The organism is Agromyces sp. P2_B3, assembly GCF_056404815.1.
The window spans coordinates 89166-105774 of the sequence record NZ_JBFUDH010000008.1; the positions used below are offsets into that span (position 1 = coordinate 89166).

The window sequence follows — 16609 nt, forward strand, 5'->3', positions numbered from 1 at the left end:
CTGAAACGCAGCGAAGAATGGCCGCCTCGGGCAGCACTCACCCCCCTGCCCGCAAGCCGGTCCCCCACCGGCACCTCGCCGGCGACGCTGCCTCTGTCCGACGATGATCCGCTGCACGAGACTTCGCGCATGAACGCACTATTGATCGGATACGCACGCGTGTCCACCTACGAACAAGACCTCACCGCACAACGGGTCGCACTCGAGCGACTCGGGGTCGATCCCGCCTATATCTTCACCGACCACGGACTGACCGGAACCAATCGGGCTCGCCCCGGTCTGCGCGAAGCTCTCGCCGCGTGCCGAAACGGCGACACGCTGGTGGTGGCGAAGCTCGACCGGCTGGCGCGCTCCCTTCGTGACGCGAAGGACATCATCGACGAGCTCACCGCCAAGCACGTCAAACTCAGCATCGGCGGGTCTGTCCATGACCCGCTCGACCCGGTCGGACGACTGCTGTTCAACGTGCTCGCGATGGTCGCGGAGTTCGAGTCCGATCTGATCAGCGCTCGAACTCGAGAGGGCATGCAAGTCGCGAAATCGAAAGGCCGCCTCCGCGGCAAGCAGCCGAAGCTCTCGGTTCCGCAGCAGCGCCACCTGATGGAGGTCTACAACGCCGGCACCCACAGCACCGCAGAACTCGCCGAGCTCTTCAACGTCGCTCGCTCGACCGTGTACCGGACCATCCACCGCCAGATGCACTCGACAGGCACGCACTGAGCTGGAGCGAGTCCGCGACCATTCAGCACTGCCGTGATTCCCGCAAGACCCGCCCGCGATGATGCCCGGTCGGGGGGCGCTGAACGCACCTAGCCGCCGATGGCGTCGAGCTCGCGCCGCAGGTACCTCGGCGCTTGCACCCGCCATGCGTCGGTCACCAGCTCGGCGAGGTGATCGTCGTCGATGCGCGCCATGCGGAAGGCGACCTTCGGCTCGCCCCAGGGTGTCGCGGTGCGCAGGAACACGTCGGGCGCCATCTGGACGAGGGCCAGGGCATCGATCGGGTCGGCGACCTTCACGCCGACGACGAGCTCGGCCGCGATGATCTCGCGCATGTCGGCGGGGATGCTCGGCCAGGGGTGGCACTCCCACGCGTACAGCTTGCCCCGCACGAACCACGCGGCGCCCCCGGTCGTCGCTCGCTCCTCGCTGCCGGGCAGGCCGGCAGCGGTGCGGCGCAAGTCGTCGAGGGTGGCCACGTCGCGAGCCTAGGCCGCTCCACCGACAGGCGAGGACCGGCCCATCAGCTGGCCGGGTCGTACTGGAACTCGCGCACCTCCTGGGCGCAGCGGCACGCCACCGCGATCTTCGCGGCCCACTCGAGTGCCGCGTCCCGGGAGGGCACCTCCAGCACGGTGTAGCCGCCCTCGAGCTGGGTCGTCTGCGGGTAGGTGCCCTCGGTCACCGTGCCGTCGCCGTCGACCATGACCGGCGGGACGGCCTCGTTGATGCCGCCCCCGAAGACGTAGACGCCGGCGTCCTTCGCCTCCTCGATGACCGCGTGCGCGGCATCCGCCACGGCCGGCAGTTCGCCATCGGGCACGACCATGGCGGCGCTCGGGAAGGAGATCAGGTACTTGGTCATCGCTCGCGCCTCGGTGAGCCATCGCATCCAGTTGCGATCCGCAACTGCTTTCGAGAAGCTACTCCGATCCTGCTCACGCGTGCAAGCGCTGAAGCTCAAGCGCTCAAGCACAAGCGCTCAAGCACTTACACCTCGGCCCGAACCTCCGCCGCCACCTCCGAAAACGCGATCAGCGGCCGGCCGGTGGTCGGATGCTGCAGCACGAGCGCCTCGACGCCCCACACCTCCCGGATGAGGCCGGGCGTGAGCACCTCGCGAGGGGCCCCCGCGGCGACCACCCGGCCGGCGGCGAGCACGATCACGTGGTCGGCGTAGCCGGCGGCGAGGGAGAGGTCGTGCAGGGCCGCGAGCACCGTCAGCCCGCCACCCGCGAGCTGCCGCAGCAGGCCGAGCACGCTGAGCTGCGCCCGCACGTCGAGGTGGTTCGTCGGCTCGTCGAGCAGCAGCAGCTCGGGTTCCTGCGCGAGCGCGCGGGCGAGGTTCACGCGCTGGCGCTCGCCGCCCGACAGGGTCTCGTACGGGCGGTCGGCGAGCTCCACGAGCCCGGTGTCCTCGAGGCACCGCCGCACGATGCCGCGGTCCAGCTCGCCGGGCCCGGCGAATGCGCCGAGGTAGGGCGTGCGACCGAGGGCCACGACCTCCGAGACGCGCAGCCCTGGGGCATCCGACACCTCCTGCTCGGCGAGGGCGATGACCTGGGCGCGGTCGCGACGTCGAAGCGCCGCGAGGTCACGGTCGCCGAGGCGCGCCGTCCCGGCATCCGCTCGCTCGACGCCGGCGACGAGGTGCAGGAGCGTCGACTTTCCCGCGCCGTTCGGGCCGAGCAGCGCGCCGACGGCGCCGCCCGGCACCGTGCAGTCGACGTCGTCGATGATGAGCCGGTGACCGCGCGCGAAGCGCACCCGGTCGGTGTGCAGTGCGTCGGTCATGCGAGGTTCCGGTTCCGCAGCATCAGCACGGCGAACACGGGCCCGCCGATGAGCGCCGTCACGATGCCGACCGGCAGCTCCCGAGGATCGAACAGCGTGCGCGCGGCGGTGTCGGCCCACACCAGGAAGATGGCGCCCGCGAGGGCCGAGAGCGGCAGCAGCACGCGGTTGCGCGACCCGACGAGCAGCCGCACGGCGTGGGGGAGGATCAGCCCGACGAAGCCGATCGCGCCGCTCACCGCGACCAGCGCGCCCGTGAGCAGCGCTGTGCCGGTGAGCAGCAGCACCCGGCTCCGGCGCACGTGCACGCCGAGCGCCGCCGCGGCCGAGTCGCCGAACGCGAACGCGTCGAGGGTGCGCGCGCTCGCCAGCAGCGGGATGCCGACGACGACCACCGCGCCGCCCGCGAGCGCGACCGATCCCCAGTCGGCGCCGGCGAGCGAGCCGAGCAGCCAGTTGAGGATCTCGCGGTAGCTGTCGCCGGTCGCACTCCAGAAGATGACGAGGCTCGTGATCGCCCCGAACACCGCCGACACCGCGAGGCCTGCCAGCACCGTGCGGGTCGGCGTGAGCGCGCCCGCCGCATTCGCCAAGGCGAGCGTGGCGACGAGGGCCACCAGCGCGCCGGCGAAGGCCGCGACCGGCAGCAGCAGGCCGATGCCGAGCACGATCACGGCCACCGCGCCGACCGATGCGCCCGACGACAGGCCGAGCAGGTACGGATCGGCGAGCGGGTTGCGCGTCAGCGCCTGCATCACGACGCCGCAGAGCGCGAGCCCCGCACCGACCGCCGCGGCCGTGAGCACCCGCGGCATCCGCAGCTCCCACACGATGCCGTCGCGCAGCGGGCTGAGCGTCGGCTCGCCGATGCCGAGGTGTGCCAGCACGCTGGCCCACACGTCGGCGGGGCTGAGTCCGGCGGGTCCGATGGTGACGGCGGCGACGACGGATGCCGCGAGCAGCACGCCGAGGGCGAGGGCCCACGCGCCCGTGCGCAGGCCGGTGCGGGGGCGCGGCGTTGAGGTGACGGTGCCCACGGTGCCGGTAGTGCCCGCGCTGCCCGCGCTGCTCGCACCCGGAGCAGCAGCCGCACCAGCACCCGCCTCCGCCTCCGCCCGCGTCGCGCTCATCGCAGGTCGAGCTCCCCGAGCTGGTCGACGAGCGACGACACGGCGCCGACGTTGCGCACGCCGGCCTCGGTCGCCGGGAAGTCGACGACGAGGTAGCGCCCCTGCTGCACCGCGGGCAGCGCGGCGGTCGCCGGGTTCGACTCGAGGTGGGCGATCTTCTGCTCGGCGGTGTTCCACGCGGCATCCACGAGCACGATGACGTCGGGGTTCGCCGCCACGATCGCCTCCCAGCCCATCGACGTCCAGGTGTCCTCGACGTCGGTGGCGATGTTCTCGAGCCCGGCGGCGTCCATGATCATCTGCGGCGCGCCGATGCCCGCGCCCACGTAGGGCGTGTCGTCGCCCGAGCTGTACCAGAGGGCGGTGAGGCCGGCATCGCTCGGCTCGATGGCGTCGAGCTCGGCCCGCTGCGTCGCAACCAGGTCGGCCGCGGCATCCGGAACACCGAAGATCGCGCCCGCCTCCTCGAACTCGGCGAAGACCTCGTCGAAGGTGAGCGGGTTCGGCATGTAGCCCTCGCCCTTGCACGCCGCGGGGGCGACGTAGCTGGCGACGCCGAGCTTCGCCAGGGTGTCGCGGTCGCCCGCGCCCTCGGCCGAGAGGTTCGACTCCCACCCGGCGAAGACGAGGTCGGGCTCGGCCGCGAGCGTCACCTCCTGCGACGGCACCTTGTCGGAGAGCATCTCGATGCCGGATGCCGCGTCGGCGAACTCGTCGGGCACGGGGCCGTCGGTGAAGGCGGCGCCGACGATGCGGTCCTCGAGTCCGAGCGCGAGCAGCAACTCGAGCGTCGACGACTTGATCGTGACCACGCGCTCGGGCGCCTGCTCGAACGTGACCTCGGTGCCGCAGTTGTCGATGGTGAGCGGGTAGCCGGATGCCGCGGCATCCGTCTCGCCTGAGCCGGCCGGTGACGCGGGCGAGGCCGTCGAGCCGCTCGCGCAGCCCGCGAGGAGGAGCGCGGCGAGGGGCAGGGCGACGATGGCGACGGGAGTGCGAGTGGGCATGGGGCCTCCGGGACGGTGTGCAAGTGACGTTCCGACGAAGTCGGGGACTCGCGGCCCAATCCCGGGCCACACGCACCGATCAGATCCAGATCGGCGGTCGTGTCCATCGTAGACCTGCGACGGGCGGGGTGGCGGCAGGGTGCGGGCCTCGGCGGCGAGCTCGCCGCTAGACGAGGCCGAGCATCACCGACGCGGCGACCGCCAGCACGACGCCGGTGCCCTGCACGGCGTTGATGCGTTCGCGGAGCACGATCCAGGCGAGCAGCACGGTGGCGACCGGATAGAGGTTCACGAGCACGGCGACGACCGCGACGCTGCCCTCGTGCAGGGCGAGCATGAGCAGCACGTTGGCCCCGCCGATGAGCAGGCCGGCGGCACCGGCGAGCAGGCGGGCGCGACGTCGCGGGTCGGCCGGAGGCACGGCGCCGCGCGGCGCCGCACCCGGCGTCGTCGCCTGCTCGTCGTCGACCGGGTGCGCGTCGAGCACTGCCATCGCGCGCCGCATCGCCGGGACCCCGCGCGCCAGGCCGACGAGCATGAGCAGCAGCACGAGACCCGAGGTGGTGTCGAGGAACACCGCCACCATGCCGGCGTCGGCGGGCGCGAGGTCGAGTGCCACCGTGGCGAAGCCGAACGCCAGGCCCGAGATCGCCGCGAACAGCAGGGTGCGCGGCTTCGCGCTTCGGGTGTCGACCCGCCGCTCGAGACCGATGAGCACGGAGCCGAGGATCGCGACGACGACCGCGACCCACGCGATGGGCTCGAGGTGATCGCCGAGCACGAGGGCCACCACGACGGGCACCGCTGAGCTCAGCAGCGCGATGAGCGGCGTCAGGAGCGAGATCGGCCCGGCGGCGAGCGCCGCGGTGAAGGTGAGGAACCCGACCGCGGCCAGGAGGCCGGCCGTCACGCCGCTCGCGATCGCCGTGGGCGACCACACGCCGCCGACCGTCAGCACGACGATCACCAGCACGACGGTCGCGACGGCGTAGTTGATCGTCGTCGCGGCGAGCACCGCGATGCGCCGTGCCGCGACGCCCGAGAAGAAGTCCGCGGTGCCGTAGAGCAGCGCGGCCCCGAGCGCGAGCACGACGATCAGCAGCACCGCGACAGTCTGACGCGCACCGCCGACATCCGCTATGCCCGCGGTGCGAGCGGCGGCGAGGCCTCCACGCCGGCGCCGTCGGCCAGGCCGTCGAGCACCTCGCGCATCGCGTCGGTCGAGCGGTGCCGCGGACTCCAGCCGAGCACCGACCGCGCCCGTTCGGTCGACATGACCGGCACGTTCGCCGCGATGTCGAGCCACCCGGGATCCGAGGCCTGCAGGCGCAGCTTCCACGTGATCCACATGAGGGCCCGCACGACCGCGAGCCGCACGGGGACCACCCAGCGCGCGCCGACGACCTGGCCGAGCGCCGCCGGGTCGAGCACCGGCTCACCGGCGACGTTGAACGCGCCGCCCGGGCGCTGCTCCACGATGCGCACGATGGCGTCGGCGAGGTCGTCGGCGTGCACCGCCTGCGAGATCACCTGCGACGGCACGGTGAGGACGGGGATCCGCACCCGGCCGAGCCACCGCACGGGCAGCAGCGAGCCGGCGAAGAGTCCCGCGATCTCGCTCGCCGCCCCGCGCTGGAACACCAGCCCGGGTCGCACGCGCGTGACCACCACGTCGGGATGCTCCGCCTCGAACTCGTCGAGGAGCCGCTCGTCGACCGCCTTGTGACGGCTGTAGTGCGACGTGTGGATGCCGCCGGTCGGCCAGCTCTCGTCGACGCGGGTGTGCTTCGGACCCCGGCTGTAGGCGCCCACCGACGACACCACGACGACGTGCGGCACCCTCGAAGCGGCCGCCCCGGCGAGTACGCGCCGCAGGCCGTCGACGTTCGTGGCCCACAATTCGCGCTCGCGGTGGTTGGGCTGCAGCAGCCACGCGAGGTGCACCACCGCGTCGGCGCCCTCGAGGATCGACGCGAGCTCGGGCGCGACGCCGGGCTGCGACACGTCGACCGCGCGCCAGTCGACACCGCGATACGGCTCAGACCGCGACTCGGGCTGCCGACGCGCGACGCCGACCACCTCGGTCACTGCCTCGCTCTCGCGCAGTCGGCGCAGCACTGCCGTTCCGATGTTGCCGGTGGCTCCGATGATGACGAGGCGCATGGGCCCTCCGATCGCGTCGCCCGATGCACGTTACGTCAGCGGGCGGCGTCGATCACCGGGTTGACTCGCGCCCGGTCGCGTGGTCGCGCAGGCGCTCGCCGAGGTCGATGGCCTGTCCCGCGAGCGCCGCCGACGTGTCGAGGTCCCGCATCCAGAGGGGCACGGATGCCGCGACGAGGCCGGTCTCCGCGAGCGGCTCGACGGCCGCGGCATCCGCGTCGTCGACGAGCCAGCCATCGATGAGCCCGCCGGCCGCGCGCGCGCCGTAGTGCCGGCCGACCGCCTCGGCAGTCGTGTCGACGCCGATCGCCGGGAGGCAGGCGTCGGCCATGCCGCGCACGACCTTGCCGCCGATGATCGGCGACACGCCCACGACCGGTGCGTGCGTCTCGCGGAGCGCCTCGCGGATACCCGGGACCGACACGATCGTGCCGATCGACACGACCGGATTCGACGGGGCGACGAGCACGAGGTCGGAGCCGCGGATCGCCTCGACGACGCCCGGCGCCGGGCGCGCGTGGTCGAGGTTGCGCTGGCGGAACTCGATGGCCGGCAGGGCGGCGCGGTACCGGGTCCACCACTCCTGGAAGTGCATCTCGCGCTCGCCGTCGAGCTCATCGGCGTCGGCCACGAGCACGTGCGTGTCGACCTCGGTGTCGGTCGCGGGCATCAGGCGCACGCCGAGCGGCCAGCGTCGCTGCAGGCGGGCGGCCACCTCGGACGGCGTCGCGCCCTCGCGCAGCCATGCCGTGCGGGCGAGGTGCGTGCCGAGGTCGAGGTCGCCGAGCGTGAACCACGGCCAGCCCACGCCCCACTCCCGCAGTTCGGCGGCGACCCGCTCGGTCTCGCCGGCGCGACCCCAGCCGCGCTCGGTGTCGTTGACGCCCGCGAGCGAGTAGAGCAGCGAGTCGAAGTCGGGCATGAGCCGCACGCCTGCGAGCCACAGGTCGTCGCCCGTGTTCACGATGACGGTGACGGATGCCGCCGAGCCGCCGTTCCCATCGGGCCAGCGCCGCGCGCACTCCTCGCGCACCCCGCGCACGAAGCGCGACCCTCCGACGCCGCCCGCGAGCACTGTGATCCGCACCCTGCCACGCTACCCGCGCGCGGAGGGGCGGCCGGCGCGGTCCATCCGACCGCCGCGCCCACGCGTACCCCGAAGTGGGGCGGCCCAACGGCGACGGATTCTCATGTTCGCCTTGACGGCGGCGTCGCGGACTGGTTGCGTGTCCCCCGAACGCAGCAGTTCGCGTCGGCGACCGGGGGGACGTATGACGATGGGGTGGCTCACGCGCGGCCGCGCGCCGCGACGGCGGCGTGGCATCCGCGCGGTCGCACTCGGTGCGGTACTCGGGGCGGTCGCCGCCCTCACGCTGGTGGTGCCCGCGCAGGCGGCGGCGCCGTCGTTCGTCGACCCGCCGACCCGGCTGTACATGGCCCCGGCCGGGTCGCTGCCGGTGAGCCTTCCCGACGGCTTCCCGACGATCATCCCCGAGGGCGAGCTCGCCTTCGACGGCGGCACCGACCTCATCTCGCAGGACGTGCGCACCATCGCGGTCGAATCGGCCGAGGAGGGCTGCGTCAACGCCGACCCGTGGAATCTCTCGGGCTGCACCGCCGTGCAGCTCAGCGTCTCGCACGGCACGCTCGACTTCAGCGACGCGCCCTCGGTCGTCGACGACTCCGACAGCAGCATCGACGTGCTGCAACTGCCGAGCGGCGCCCTCGTGCGCGACAAGAGCGCGCTCAGCGACCTGCCTGCGCCGATCGTCGCCGTGATCGGAACGACCCAGCAGGTGAACGACGCGCTGAAGACCCTCGTCTACACGCCCGACGACGACTCCGACGACGACGGCACCGCAGACGACCCCTATTACTACAACGGATCGAACCCCGAGACGCTCGCCGTCACGCTCGTGCCCGGCGACCCGGCGCTCGGCTCCGCGCAGGCCGACATCCAGATCCGCGTGCAGGGGCTCAACGACTTCCCCGAGGTGACGGTGCCCGGTGCGGTCATCCCGGTCGACCCGGCGTCTCCCGACCCGCAGTACCTGAGCGCGACGCCGACACCGGGCGACGACTGGCTCGTCGAGGACGAGGACAACGACGAGCAGGACGGCGACGACACCATCGACGGGCCGGGTGACGCCTGGTTGCTCATCGCCTGGGCCGACTGCGGGGAGTTCTCCATGCGCGCCTCGCCCTTCACCATCTATGACGACCTCGAGCAGCTCTTCGGGGACACCCTCGACTTCGCCGTCTCGCCCGACCCCGCCGACCCCGAGTTCGCGGCGTACGAGGCCAACAAGCAGCTCATCGTCGACGGGGCGATGGCCGCCATCCCCGACGACGTGAAGAACCTGCCGTTCGCGACCGGCAATCCGAGCGACCCGACGAGTGCCTTCGCCGGCGTCGTGAGCGGCTCCGACAGCATCGAGGCGCTGAACTACGCGCTCGACCAGGTCGAGTTCCACGCGGGTGCGCTGACGGATGCCACGTGCACGGTGCGCTTCCTCATCTCCGACCTCGGCAACAACGGCCTGCCGCTGCAGTACCTGGGCGACCCGCCGTACGGCATCGAGCTCCCGTTCTTCGGCTTCGACCTCGACACGAACGACGTGCCCACCGTCGAGAAGGTCGTGGTGCAGGTCGGCGCCGGCACCGGGATCGACGTGACCCTGCCGACCGATGTGCCCGTTCCGGAGGGCGCGACGGGCGTGGTGCCCGTCACGATCACGCCGGCGCAGCATCCGGCGTTCGATCTCACGGTGTCGACGGCACCCGTCGCGCCGACGACGGCCGACGTCGACTACACCTCGCTCGCGGCGACGACGGTGTCGGTGCCCGCGGATGCCGCGAGCGTCGACATCCCCGTCGACGCGCTCGCCGACGCCGTGTACGACCCGGGCGAGACCTACACAGTCACCGTCACGCTCCCCGCCGATCCGCCCGGCTACGCGCTCACCTCGTCGGATCCGTCGGCGCTCGTCACCATCGGCGACGACGACCTTCCCCCCGACACGACGGCGCCGACGGTGACGGTCGAGCAGGGCGCGACGCAGGTCGATCCGACGTCGACCCTGCCGATCGCCTTCGACGTCGAGCTCTCGGAGCCGGCCGTCGGGCTCGACGCGACCGACGTCGACCTCGCGTTCAGCGGAACCGGCACGCCGGTCGCGACGCTGGTGCCCGGCGGCTCGCCGACCGAGTACACGGTGACGGTAACCGGGTTGACCGGTGACGGCGTGCTGACCGCGTCGATCGCGGCGGGGGCGTTCACGGATGCCGCGCTGAACGCGAACTCGGCATCGACGTCGACCGACAACGAGGTGACCTACGAGTCCGTCGACGAGCCCGACACGACGGCGCCGACCGTGACCATCAACCAGGGTGCGACGCAGGTGGATCCGGCGCCGGTGCTGCCGATCGTGTTCGACGTGGCGTTCAGTGAGCCGGTGCTCGGCTTCGCCGCTCCCGACGTGACGCTGGCATTCACCGGTGCCGGCACGCCGGCGGCAACCGTCGTGCCCGGCGGGGCGCCGGGCCAGTACGTGGTTTCGGTGAACGGGCTCACGAGCGACGGTCTCCTGACGGCGTCGATCGCCGCGGGCGTGGCGACGGATGCCGCGTTGAATCCCAGTGCTGCGTCGACGTCCACCGACAACACGGTGACCTTCGACCTCGACGACGGCGACGTGACCGCGCCGACGGTGACGATCAACCAGGGTGCGACGCAGGTGGATCCGGCGCCGGTGCTGCCGATCGTGTTCGACGTGGCGTTCAGCGAGCCGGTGGTCGGCTTCGCCGCGGCTGACGTGACGCTGGCATTCACCGGTGCCGGTACGCCGGCGGCAACTGTCGTGCCCGGCGGGACGCCGGGCCAGTATGTCGTCTCGGTGGACGGGCTCACGAGCGATGGCCTGCTCACGGCGTCGATCGCTGCGGGGGTGGCGACGGATGCCGCACTGAATCCCTCTGCTGCGTCGACGTCCACCGACAACACCGTGACGTTCGACCTCGACGACGGTGACGTGACGGCGCCGACGGTGACGAGCAACCAGGGTGCGACGCAGGTGGATCCGGCCACGGTGCTGCCGATCGTGTTCGACGTGGCGTTCAGCGAGCCGGTGGTCGGGTTCACCGATGCCGACCTTACGCTGGCCTTCACCGGTACCGGCACCCCGGTGGCGACGGTCACGCCGGGTGGGGCGCCGGGCCAGTACGTGGTGTCGGTGGCCGGGCTGACGAGCGACGGCGTGCTGACCGCGTCGATCGCCGCCGGCGTCGCGACGGATGCCGCCCTGAATCCCAGTGCTGCGTCGACGTCCACCGACAACACCGTGCGATACGCGCTCCTCGTCGACGAGCCCGATCCGCTCACGATCGACGTGCCCGACGACATCGTCGTCGACGCGCCTCCCGGCGAGCCGGGCGTGACCGTCGTCTTCGACCCGCCGACCACCACCGGCGGCGTCGCCCCGATCACGGTGAGCTGCGACCACGCCTCGGGCGAGCTCTACCCGATCGGCGTGACCACGCTCACCTGCACGGCCACCGACTCCGCGCCGCCCGAGGAGGTCATGCTCTTCGCGGTGATCGCCGCCACGTTCACGATCACGGTGAACGAGACGACCGAGCCCGGCCCGGGCGGACCCGGCGACCCGGGCACGCCCGGTGGCTCGGGCGGCGGCGGTACCGGCTCCGGCTCGACCACGGGCACCGGCTCCACCTCGGGCATCGCGTCGACCGGGGTCGAGACGCAGGGCGCCCTGGTCGCCGCACTGGCCCTGCTGCTGGCCGGCGCCGCGGCCGCACGGATCGGAGCGCGCCGCCTCGGTCGGCGCTGACGAGCGCACGGTTCCGGACGCCGCGAGCCCGCGCCCGCGGCATCCGGAACCGCCTGATCGAGACGAGCGCATCACCACGCGTTCGGCGCCACCCTCTGGTGTTCATCGCGCGACGGGTCCACGATGGACGGGAGAACCGCACCGGCGCGGGAGGCCCCATGAACTCGGCACCCACCACGACCCACCGCACCGTCGCCCTCGTGGGCGCGGCAGGCTCGGGCAAGACGACACTGGCCGAGGCGCTGCTGCTGCGAGCCGGCGCCATTCCGCGCGCCGGCACCGTCGAGCAGGGCAGCACGGTCTGCGACCACGACCCCGAGGAGGTGGCGCGGGGCATGAGCCTCAGCCTCGCGCTCGCGTACTTCCAGTGGACCGGGCCCGACGGCGTCGAGTACGACCTGACCCTGGCCGATGCGCCGGGCCATCCCGATTTCGTCGGCGGGGTCGACACCGCGATGTCGGTGGCGGATGTCGCGGTGATCACGGTCAGCGCGGTCGACGGCGTGACCGTGGGGACTCGCTCGGCGTGGGCTGCGGCGGAGGCGGCCGGCGTACCCCGCATCATCGCCGTGACGCAGGAGGACAAGGCCCGCGCCGACTTCCGCCGGGTGCTCGCCGACCTGCACGCCGCCTTCGGCGACCGGCTCGTGGCGCTCGAGCTGCCCCTCGGCGAGGAGCAGGCGTTCCGCGCGATCGCCGACGTGCTGAGCGAGCAGGCGCTCGTCTACGACGAGACCGGCCGGCATCACGACGAGCCGCTGCCCGCCGAGGCCGAGGCGGAGGAGCACCGCATGCACGTCGACGTGACCGAGGAGATCGTGTCGCACGACGACGAGCAGCTCGAGGCGTACCTCGACGGTCGGGAGCCCTCGGCGCCCGACCTCGAGCGCACCCTTGCCCGGGAGGTCGCGAGCGGCGAGGCCGTGCCGGTCGTCGTCTGCTCTGGCGTGACGGGCACCGGCGTCGACCGGGTCGCCGACCTGGTGTGCGCGCTCGCTCCCTCGGGTCGGGGGCACGACAGCCGGATCGTGCTCGGCGGGGCCGGCGGCGGTGGTGGCGGCGGCAACGGCGGCGGAGCGGCATCCGGAACCGAACTGGCCGTCGCGCCGAACCCCGACAGCGAGGCGCTGCTGCACGTGTTCCGCACCGTGGCCGACCCGTTCGTCGGCCAGGTCTCGACGTTCAAGGTGCTCTCGGGCGTCGTGCGTCCGAGCGACCGGCTGCACAACGCGACCACCGGCGCCGACGAACGCATCCACGGCCTCTTCCGCCTGCGCGGCGCCGAGCATGTGCCGGCCGACGTGCTGCGGGCCGGCGAGGTCGGAGCCGTGGCCAAGCTCACCGGGTCGCCGTCGGGGTCGCTGCTCTGGTCGCGGGCGAACGGCGTCGCCCGTCCGTTGCCGCTGCCGCGGCGCGAGCCGGTCTTCGCAGTGAGCCTCGCCCCGGCGACGCAATCCGACGACGAGAAGCTCATGACCTCGCTCACCCGGCTCGTCGCCGAGGACCCGACGCTCGTCATCGACCGCACCGGCGGCCACACCGTGCTGCGCGGCCTCGGCGACATGCACCTCGCGGTCGCCGTCGAGCGGCTCGCCCGCGTCTTCGGCGTGCACGTCACCACCTCGCCGGCGCCGGTGGCCTACCGCGAGACGATCGCCGGACGCGCCCAGGTCGAGGGCAAGCTGAAGAAGCAGTCCGGCGGCCACGGGCAGTTCGCGGTCGTGCACCTGCGCGTCTCACCGCTGCCGTCGGGGAGCGGCTTCGAGTTCGTCGACTCCGTCGTCGGCGGTGCCGTGCCGCGCACCTACATCCCCGCCGTCGAGAAGGGCGCGCGGGACGCGCTCGCCACGGGCGGCCCGCAGGGGCATCCGGTCGTCGACGTCAAGGTGGAGCTCTTCGACGGCAAGTCGCACTCGGTGGACTCGTCGGAGATGGCGTTCCGCACCGCAGCCTCGATCGGCGTGAAGGCCGCGCTCGCCGAGGCCGGCACGGTACTGCTCGAGCCGGTGTCGGTCGTGACCGTGACGGTGCCGGCCGAGCTGCAGGGCACGGTCCTCACCGACCTGTCCGGACGCCGCGGCCGCGTGAGCGCCACCGAGACCACCGACGACGGCCGCACCCGCGTGATCGCCGACGTCCCCGAGGCCGAGCTCGCCCGCTACGTGCTCGACCTCCGCTCGATCACCGGCGGCCAGGCCGAGCTCTCGATCACCCCCGACCGCTACGCTCGCGCCCCGGGCGGCGTCACGGCCTGAGCGGATGCCGCGGGCCCGCCCCGCCCCCGCCCGCCTGCCCGCCCACCCACGGCGCCGAGGTGACGCGAATCGACCTTCGTTGCGCCCTGAAGGTCGATTCGCGTCATCTCGCGGCGCGGGCGCCAGGGCCGGCGCGTGCGCCGGGGCATCCGGCGTCGGTCAGTACCCGCCGACCGCGACGTGCTGCGCGGCCGTCGCCAGCGCGTCGGCCACCTCGTCGGCCCCGTCTCGCAGCACGCCGACGGTGACCCGCACGAAGTCGCCGCCGGGCCGGGTGCGGGCGCCGTTCGCGGCATCCGCGGTGTCGGATGCCGCGAGGAACGGCGTGCCCGCCGCCACCCGAATACCCGCCGCGGCCAGCTGCACGAGCGCCGACCGCTCGCTCAGCACGGGCACCCACACGTTGATGCCGTCGGCCGGCGCGACGGGCACGCCCCGCGCGCGCAGCGCATCGCCGAGCGCCCGCTGCCGCGTGTAGTACTGCCGGCGGGCCTCGGCGACGGCATCGATGGACGTACCGTCGGTGAGCAGGTCGAGCAGGATCGTCTGCAGCATCCGCGAGGTCCAACCGGGGCCGAGCATGCGGCGGGCGACCACCCGGTCGACGAGGTCGCGCGGCCCGCCGAGCGCGGCGATGCGCAGGTCGGGCCCGTGCGACTTCGCGAAGCTCCGCACGTGCACGACCCGGTCGGGAAGCCAGGTGCCGAGGGTCACGTCGCCCTCGGTCGAGATCAGCCCCGAGTGGTCGTCCTCGATGACGACGAGGTCGTCGACGTCGGCGGCCGAGCGGATGACGTGCGCCAGCGCCTCGGCGCGCTCGGCGGTCATCGACGCCCCCGTCGGGTTCTGCGCGCGGGGCTGCAGCAGCACGGCGGCGGGCCGGCCGCGCAGCGCGCGGGCGAGCGCCTCGGGCACCATGCCCTGCGCGTCGAGCCGCACGGGCACCGCCTCGGCGCCGAGCACGTCGAGCAGGTCGAGGAACGGCGGGAACCCCGGACTCTCGACGACGACGCGGTCGCCGAAGCGCACGAGCTGCTCGAGGGTGCGCGAGATCGCGTCGAGAGCACCGTCGACGACCATGATCGACCCCGCGGGCGACGGCCACGAGTCGGCGAGCACGGTCGCGAGCGCGGGGATGACGGGTTCGGCCTGGTAGCTGCCGGTCTCGGCTCGGGCGGACACCCGCGAGAGCGCCGGTCCGAGCGCGGGCAGCAGCAGCGGGTCGGGCGTGCCACGGGAGAGGTCGAGGCGAACGGGGTCGTCGGGCGCCGCCATCCCGCGCATCCGCGGCGCCAGCCGCGCGGCTGCCCCCCGAGCGGATGCCCCGCCCCGTACGAAGCTCCCGGCGCGCCCGCGCGACTCGATCATGCCGGCGCGGGCGAGCGCCTGCCACGCCTGGCTCACCGTCGCGGGGCTCACGCCGAGCACGGAGGCGAGATCGCGCACGGTGGGCAGGCGTTCACCCGGCGCGAGCTCGCCCGAGCTCACGCGCCGAGCGATCACGCCGGCGATGCCGCGTGGTGTCGCGTCGGGGAATTCGGCCCGCGCGACCAGCGCAGCGGCATCCGCTCGATCGCCGTTCATCGAAGCACCGTCACAGGAATACCTGACACGACCATTGCCTCCTCACGACGCAAGGGACAGTATGAATTCACCACAGCGACACAGAGTGAAACATAAGAGAAATGTTCACGCCGAACAATAACAGAACGGGTCGCGAGCCCCGTTCGGCAGTCCCCACCCTCGGCGTCGCAGCATCGCCCGGTCGCACCTGAGCAGCAGTCCCGCCAGGCGCACCGAGCGGACGGCAACGACGCCGACCGACTCAGGAGGCAACATGACGATCGTCCGAGCGGCCATCACGCAGACGACCTGGACCGGCGACAAGGAGTCCATGCTCGACAAGCACGAGCAGTTCGCCCGCGACGCCAAGGAGCAGGGCGCCGAGGTGATCTGCTTCCAGGAGCTGTTCTACGGCCCCTACTTCGGCATCACCGAGGACGTGAAGTACTACGACTACGCCGAGCCCGCCGACGGCCCGATCGTGCAGCGCTTCGCGGCGCTCGCGAAGGAGCTCGGCATGGTGATGGTGCTGCCGATCTACGAGGAGGAGCAGCCGGGCGTCTACTACAACACCGCGGTCGTGGTCGACGCCGACGGCACCGTCCTCGGCTCGTACCGCAAGCACCACATCCCGAACCTCGACAAGTTCTGGGAGAAGTTCTACTTCCGCCCCGGCAACCTCGGCTACCCCATCTTCCACACCGCGGTCGGGCCGATCGGCGTCTACATCTGCTACGACCGGCACTTCCCCGAGGGCTGGCGCGAGCTCGGCCTCAACGGCGCGCAGATCGTGTTCAACCCGAACGCCACGAAGCCCGGCCTGTCCAACCGGCTCTGGGAGATCGAGCAGCCGGCCGCGGCCGCCGCGAACGGCTACTTCGTGGCCGCAGCGAACCGGGTGGGCCTCGAGGACAACGAGTACGGCGACCTCGCCGTGAACTTCTACGGCAAGAGCCAGTTCGTCGACCCGCAGGGCAACATCGTCGGCGACTACGGCTCGGAGTCCGAGGAGGAGGTCGTCGTCCGCGACCTCGACCTCGACATGATCCGCAACGTCCGCAACGCGTGGCAGTTCTACCGCGACCGCCGGCCCGACTCCTACACCTCCATCCCGAAGCCGTAACCCGACG

General features: G+C 72.6%; 13 protein-coding genes. 4 read left to right on the top strand and 9 right to left on the bottom strand.

Translation table 11 applies throughout. The features are described from left to right. The first annotated feature begins 129 nt into the window (after positions 1–129). Positions 130–720: a recombinase family protein gene (locus AC1DZA_RS13545; RefSeq protein WP_476773156.1), complete on the top strand. Its 591-nt coding sequence runs from the start codon at positions 130–132 to the stop codon at positions 718–720. Between the two features lie 89 nt (positions 721–809). On the opposite strand, the gene AC1DZA_RS13550 is transcribed toward AC1DZA_RS13545, so the two are convergent. The 8 genes from AC1DZA_RS13550 to cofD all read right to left on the bottom strand — a co-directional run bounded on the left by AC1DZA_RS13550 (position 810) and on the right by cofD (position 7901). Further along, positions 810–1199 carry an MmcQ/YjbR family DNA-binding protein gene (locus tag AC1DZA_RS13550; RefSeq protein ID WP_476773129.1) on the bottom strand — a complete coding sequence of 130 codons (390 nt, stop codon included), beginning with the start codon at positions 1197–1199 and terminating at the stop codon, positions 810–812. 44 nt (positions 1200–1243) lie between these two features. Further along, complete coding sequence (locus AC1DZA_RS13555) at positions 1244–1585, bottom strand: YciI family protein (protein WP_476773130.1); 342 nt, start codon at positions 1583–1585, stop codon at positions 1244–1246. A 125-nt stretch (positions 1586–1710) separates the two neighbouring features. Continuing rightward, the gene (locus AC1DZA_RS13560) at positions 1711–2514 is read right to left on the bottom strand and encodes an ABC transporter ATP-binding protein (RefSeq protein ID WP_476773131.1); all 804 of its coding nucleotides are present in this window, start codon (positions 2512–2514) and stop codon (positions 1711–1713) included. Continuing rightward, positions 2511–3644, bottom strand: coding sequence for a putative F420-0 ABC transporter permease subunit (locus AC1DZA_RS13565; protein ID WP_476773132.1), 1134 nt, complete (start codon positions 3642–3644; stop codon positions 2511–2513). Before AC1DZA_RS13565 ends, AC1DZA_RS13560 begins: the two co-directional genes overlap by 4 nt. Further along, positions 3641–4651 carry a putative F420-0 ABC transporter substrate-binding protein gene (locus tag AC1DZA_RS13570; RefSeq protein WP_476773133.1) on the bottom strand — a complete coding sequence of 337 codons (1011 nt, stop codon included), beginning with the start codon at positions 4649–4651 and terminating at the stop codon, positions 3641–3643. The genes AC1DZA_RS13565 and AC1DZA_RS13570 overlap by 4 nt, the downstream gene beginning before the upstream one ends. A gap of 166 nt (positions 4652–4817) precedes the next feature. Continuing rightward, positions 4818–5756 (bottom strand): EamA family transporter, encoded by a 939-nt coding sequence (locus AC1DZA_RS13575; protein ID WP_476773134.1) that lies wholly within the window; start codon positions 5754–5756, stop codon positions 4818–4820. Positions 5757–5788: 32 nt separating this feature from the next. After that, entirely contained in the window at positions 5789–6814 is a 1026-nt protein-coding gene (locus AC1DZA_RS13580; protein ID WP_476773135.1) for an NAD-dependent epimerase/dehydratase family protein, read from the bottom strand. A gap of 52 nt (positions 6815–6866) precedes the next feature. Then, positions 6867–7901, bottom strand: coding sequence for a 2-phospho-L-lactate transferase (gene cofD, locus AC1DZA_RS13585; RefSeq protein WP_476773136.1), 1035 nt, complete (start codon positions 7899–7901; stop codon positions 6867–6869). A gap of 190 nt (positions 7902–8091) precedes the next feature. Between cofD and AC1DZA_RS13590 the strand changes: the two genes are divergently transcribed. Together AC1DZA_RS13590 and AC1DZA_RS13595 are read left to right on the top strand one after the other, a co-directional pair. Continuing rightward, entirely contained in the window at positions 8092–11661 is a 3570-nt protein-coding gene (locus AC1DZA_RS13590) for an HYR domain-containing protein (RefSeq protein ID WP_476773137.1), read from the top strand. A gap of 158 nt (positions 11662–11819) precedes the next feature. Next, a complete protein-coding gene (locus tag AC1DZA_RS13595; protein ID WP_476773138.1) occupies positions 11820–13916 on the top strand; it encodes an elongation factor G in 2097 nt (698 codons plus the stop codon). Positions 13917–14075: 159 nt separating this feature from the next. Here AC1DZA_RS13595 and AC1DZA_RS13600 read toward each other — a convergent pair whose 3' ends face one another. Further along, complete coding sequence (locus AC1DZA_RS13600; RefSeq protein ID WP_476773139.1) at positions 14076–15500, bottom strand: aminotransferase-like domain-containing protein; 1425 nt, start codon at positions 15498–15500, stop codon at positions 14076–14078. Between the two features lie 253 nt (positions 15501–15753). Here AC1DZA_RS13600 and AC1DZA_RS13605 point away from each other — a divergent pair, with 253 nt between their 5' ends. Beyond that, complete coding sequence (locus tag AC1DZA_RS13605; RefSeq protein ID WP_476773140.1) at positions 15754–16602, top strand: nitrilase-related carbon-nitrogen hydrolase; 849 nt, start codon at positions 15754–15756, stop codon at positions 16600–16602. Positions 16603–16609 lie beyond the last annotated feature (7 nt).

What these genes read in the sequence shown, in the direction of transcription:
- AC1DZA_RS13560 (WP_476773131.1), bottom strand. Translation starts at nt 2,514, where the DNA reads ATGACCGACGCACTGCACACCGACCGGGTGCGCTTCGCGCGCGGTCAC.
- AC1DZA_RS13555 (WP_476773130.1), bottom strand. Translation starts at nt 1,585, where the DNA reads ATGACCAAGTACCTGATCTCCTTCCCGAGCGCCGCCATGGTCGTGCCC.
- AC1DZA_RS13605 (WP_476773140.1), top strand. Translation starts at nt 15,754, where the DNA reads ATGACGATCGTCCGAGCGGCCATCACGCAGACGACCTGGACCGGCGAC.
- AC1DZA_RS13565 (WP_476773132.1), bottom strand. Translation starts at nt 3,644, where the DNA reads ATGAGCGCGACGCGGGCGGAGGCGGAGGCGGGTGCTGGTGCGGCTGCT.
- AC1DZA_RS13600 (WP_476773139.1), bottom strand. Translation starts at nt 15,500, where the DNA reads ATGAACGGCGATCGAGCGGATGCCGCTGCGCTGGTCGCGCGGGCCGAA.
- AC1DZA_RS13545 (WP_476773156.1), top strand. Translation starts at nt 130, where the DNA reads ATGAACGCACTATTGATCGGATACGCACGCGTGTCCACCTACGAACAA.
- AC1DZA_RS13570 (WP_476773133.1), bottom strand. Translation starts at nt 4,651, where the DNA reads ATGCCCACTCGCACTCCCGTCGCCATCGTCGCCCTGCCCCTCGCCGCG.
- AC1DZA_RS13595 (WP_476773138.1), top strand. Translation starts at nt 11,820, where the DNA reads ATGAACTCGGCACCCACCACGACCCACCGCACCGTCGCCCTCGTGGGC.
- AC1DZA_RS13590 (WP_476773137.1), top strand. Translation starts at nt 8,092, where the DNA reads ATGGGGTGGCTCACGCGCGGCCGCGCGCCGCGACGGCGGCGTGGCATC.
- AC1DZA_RS13580 (WP_476773135.1), bottom strand. Translation starts at nt 6,814, where the DNA reads ATGCGCCTCGTCATCATCGGAGCCACCGGCAACATCGGAACGGCAGTG.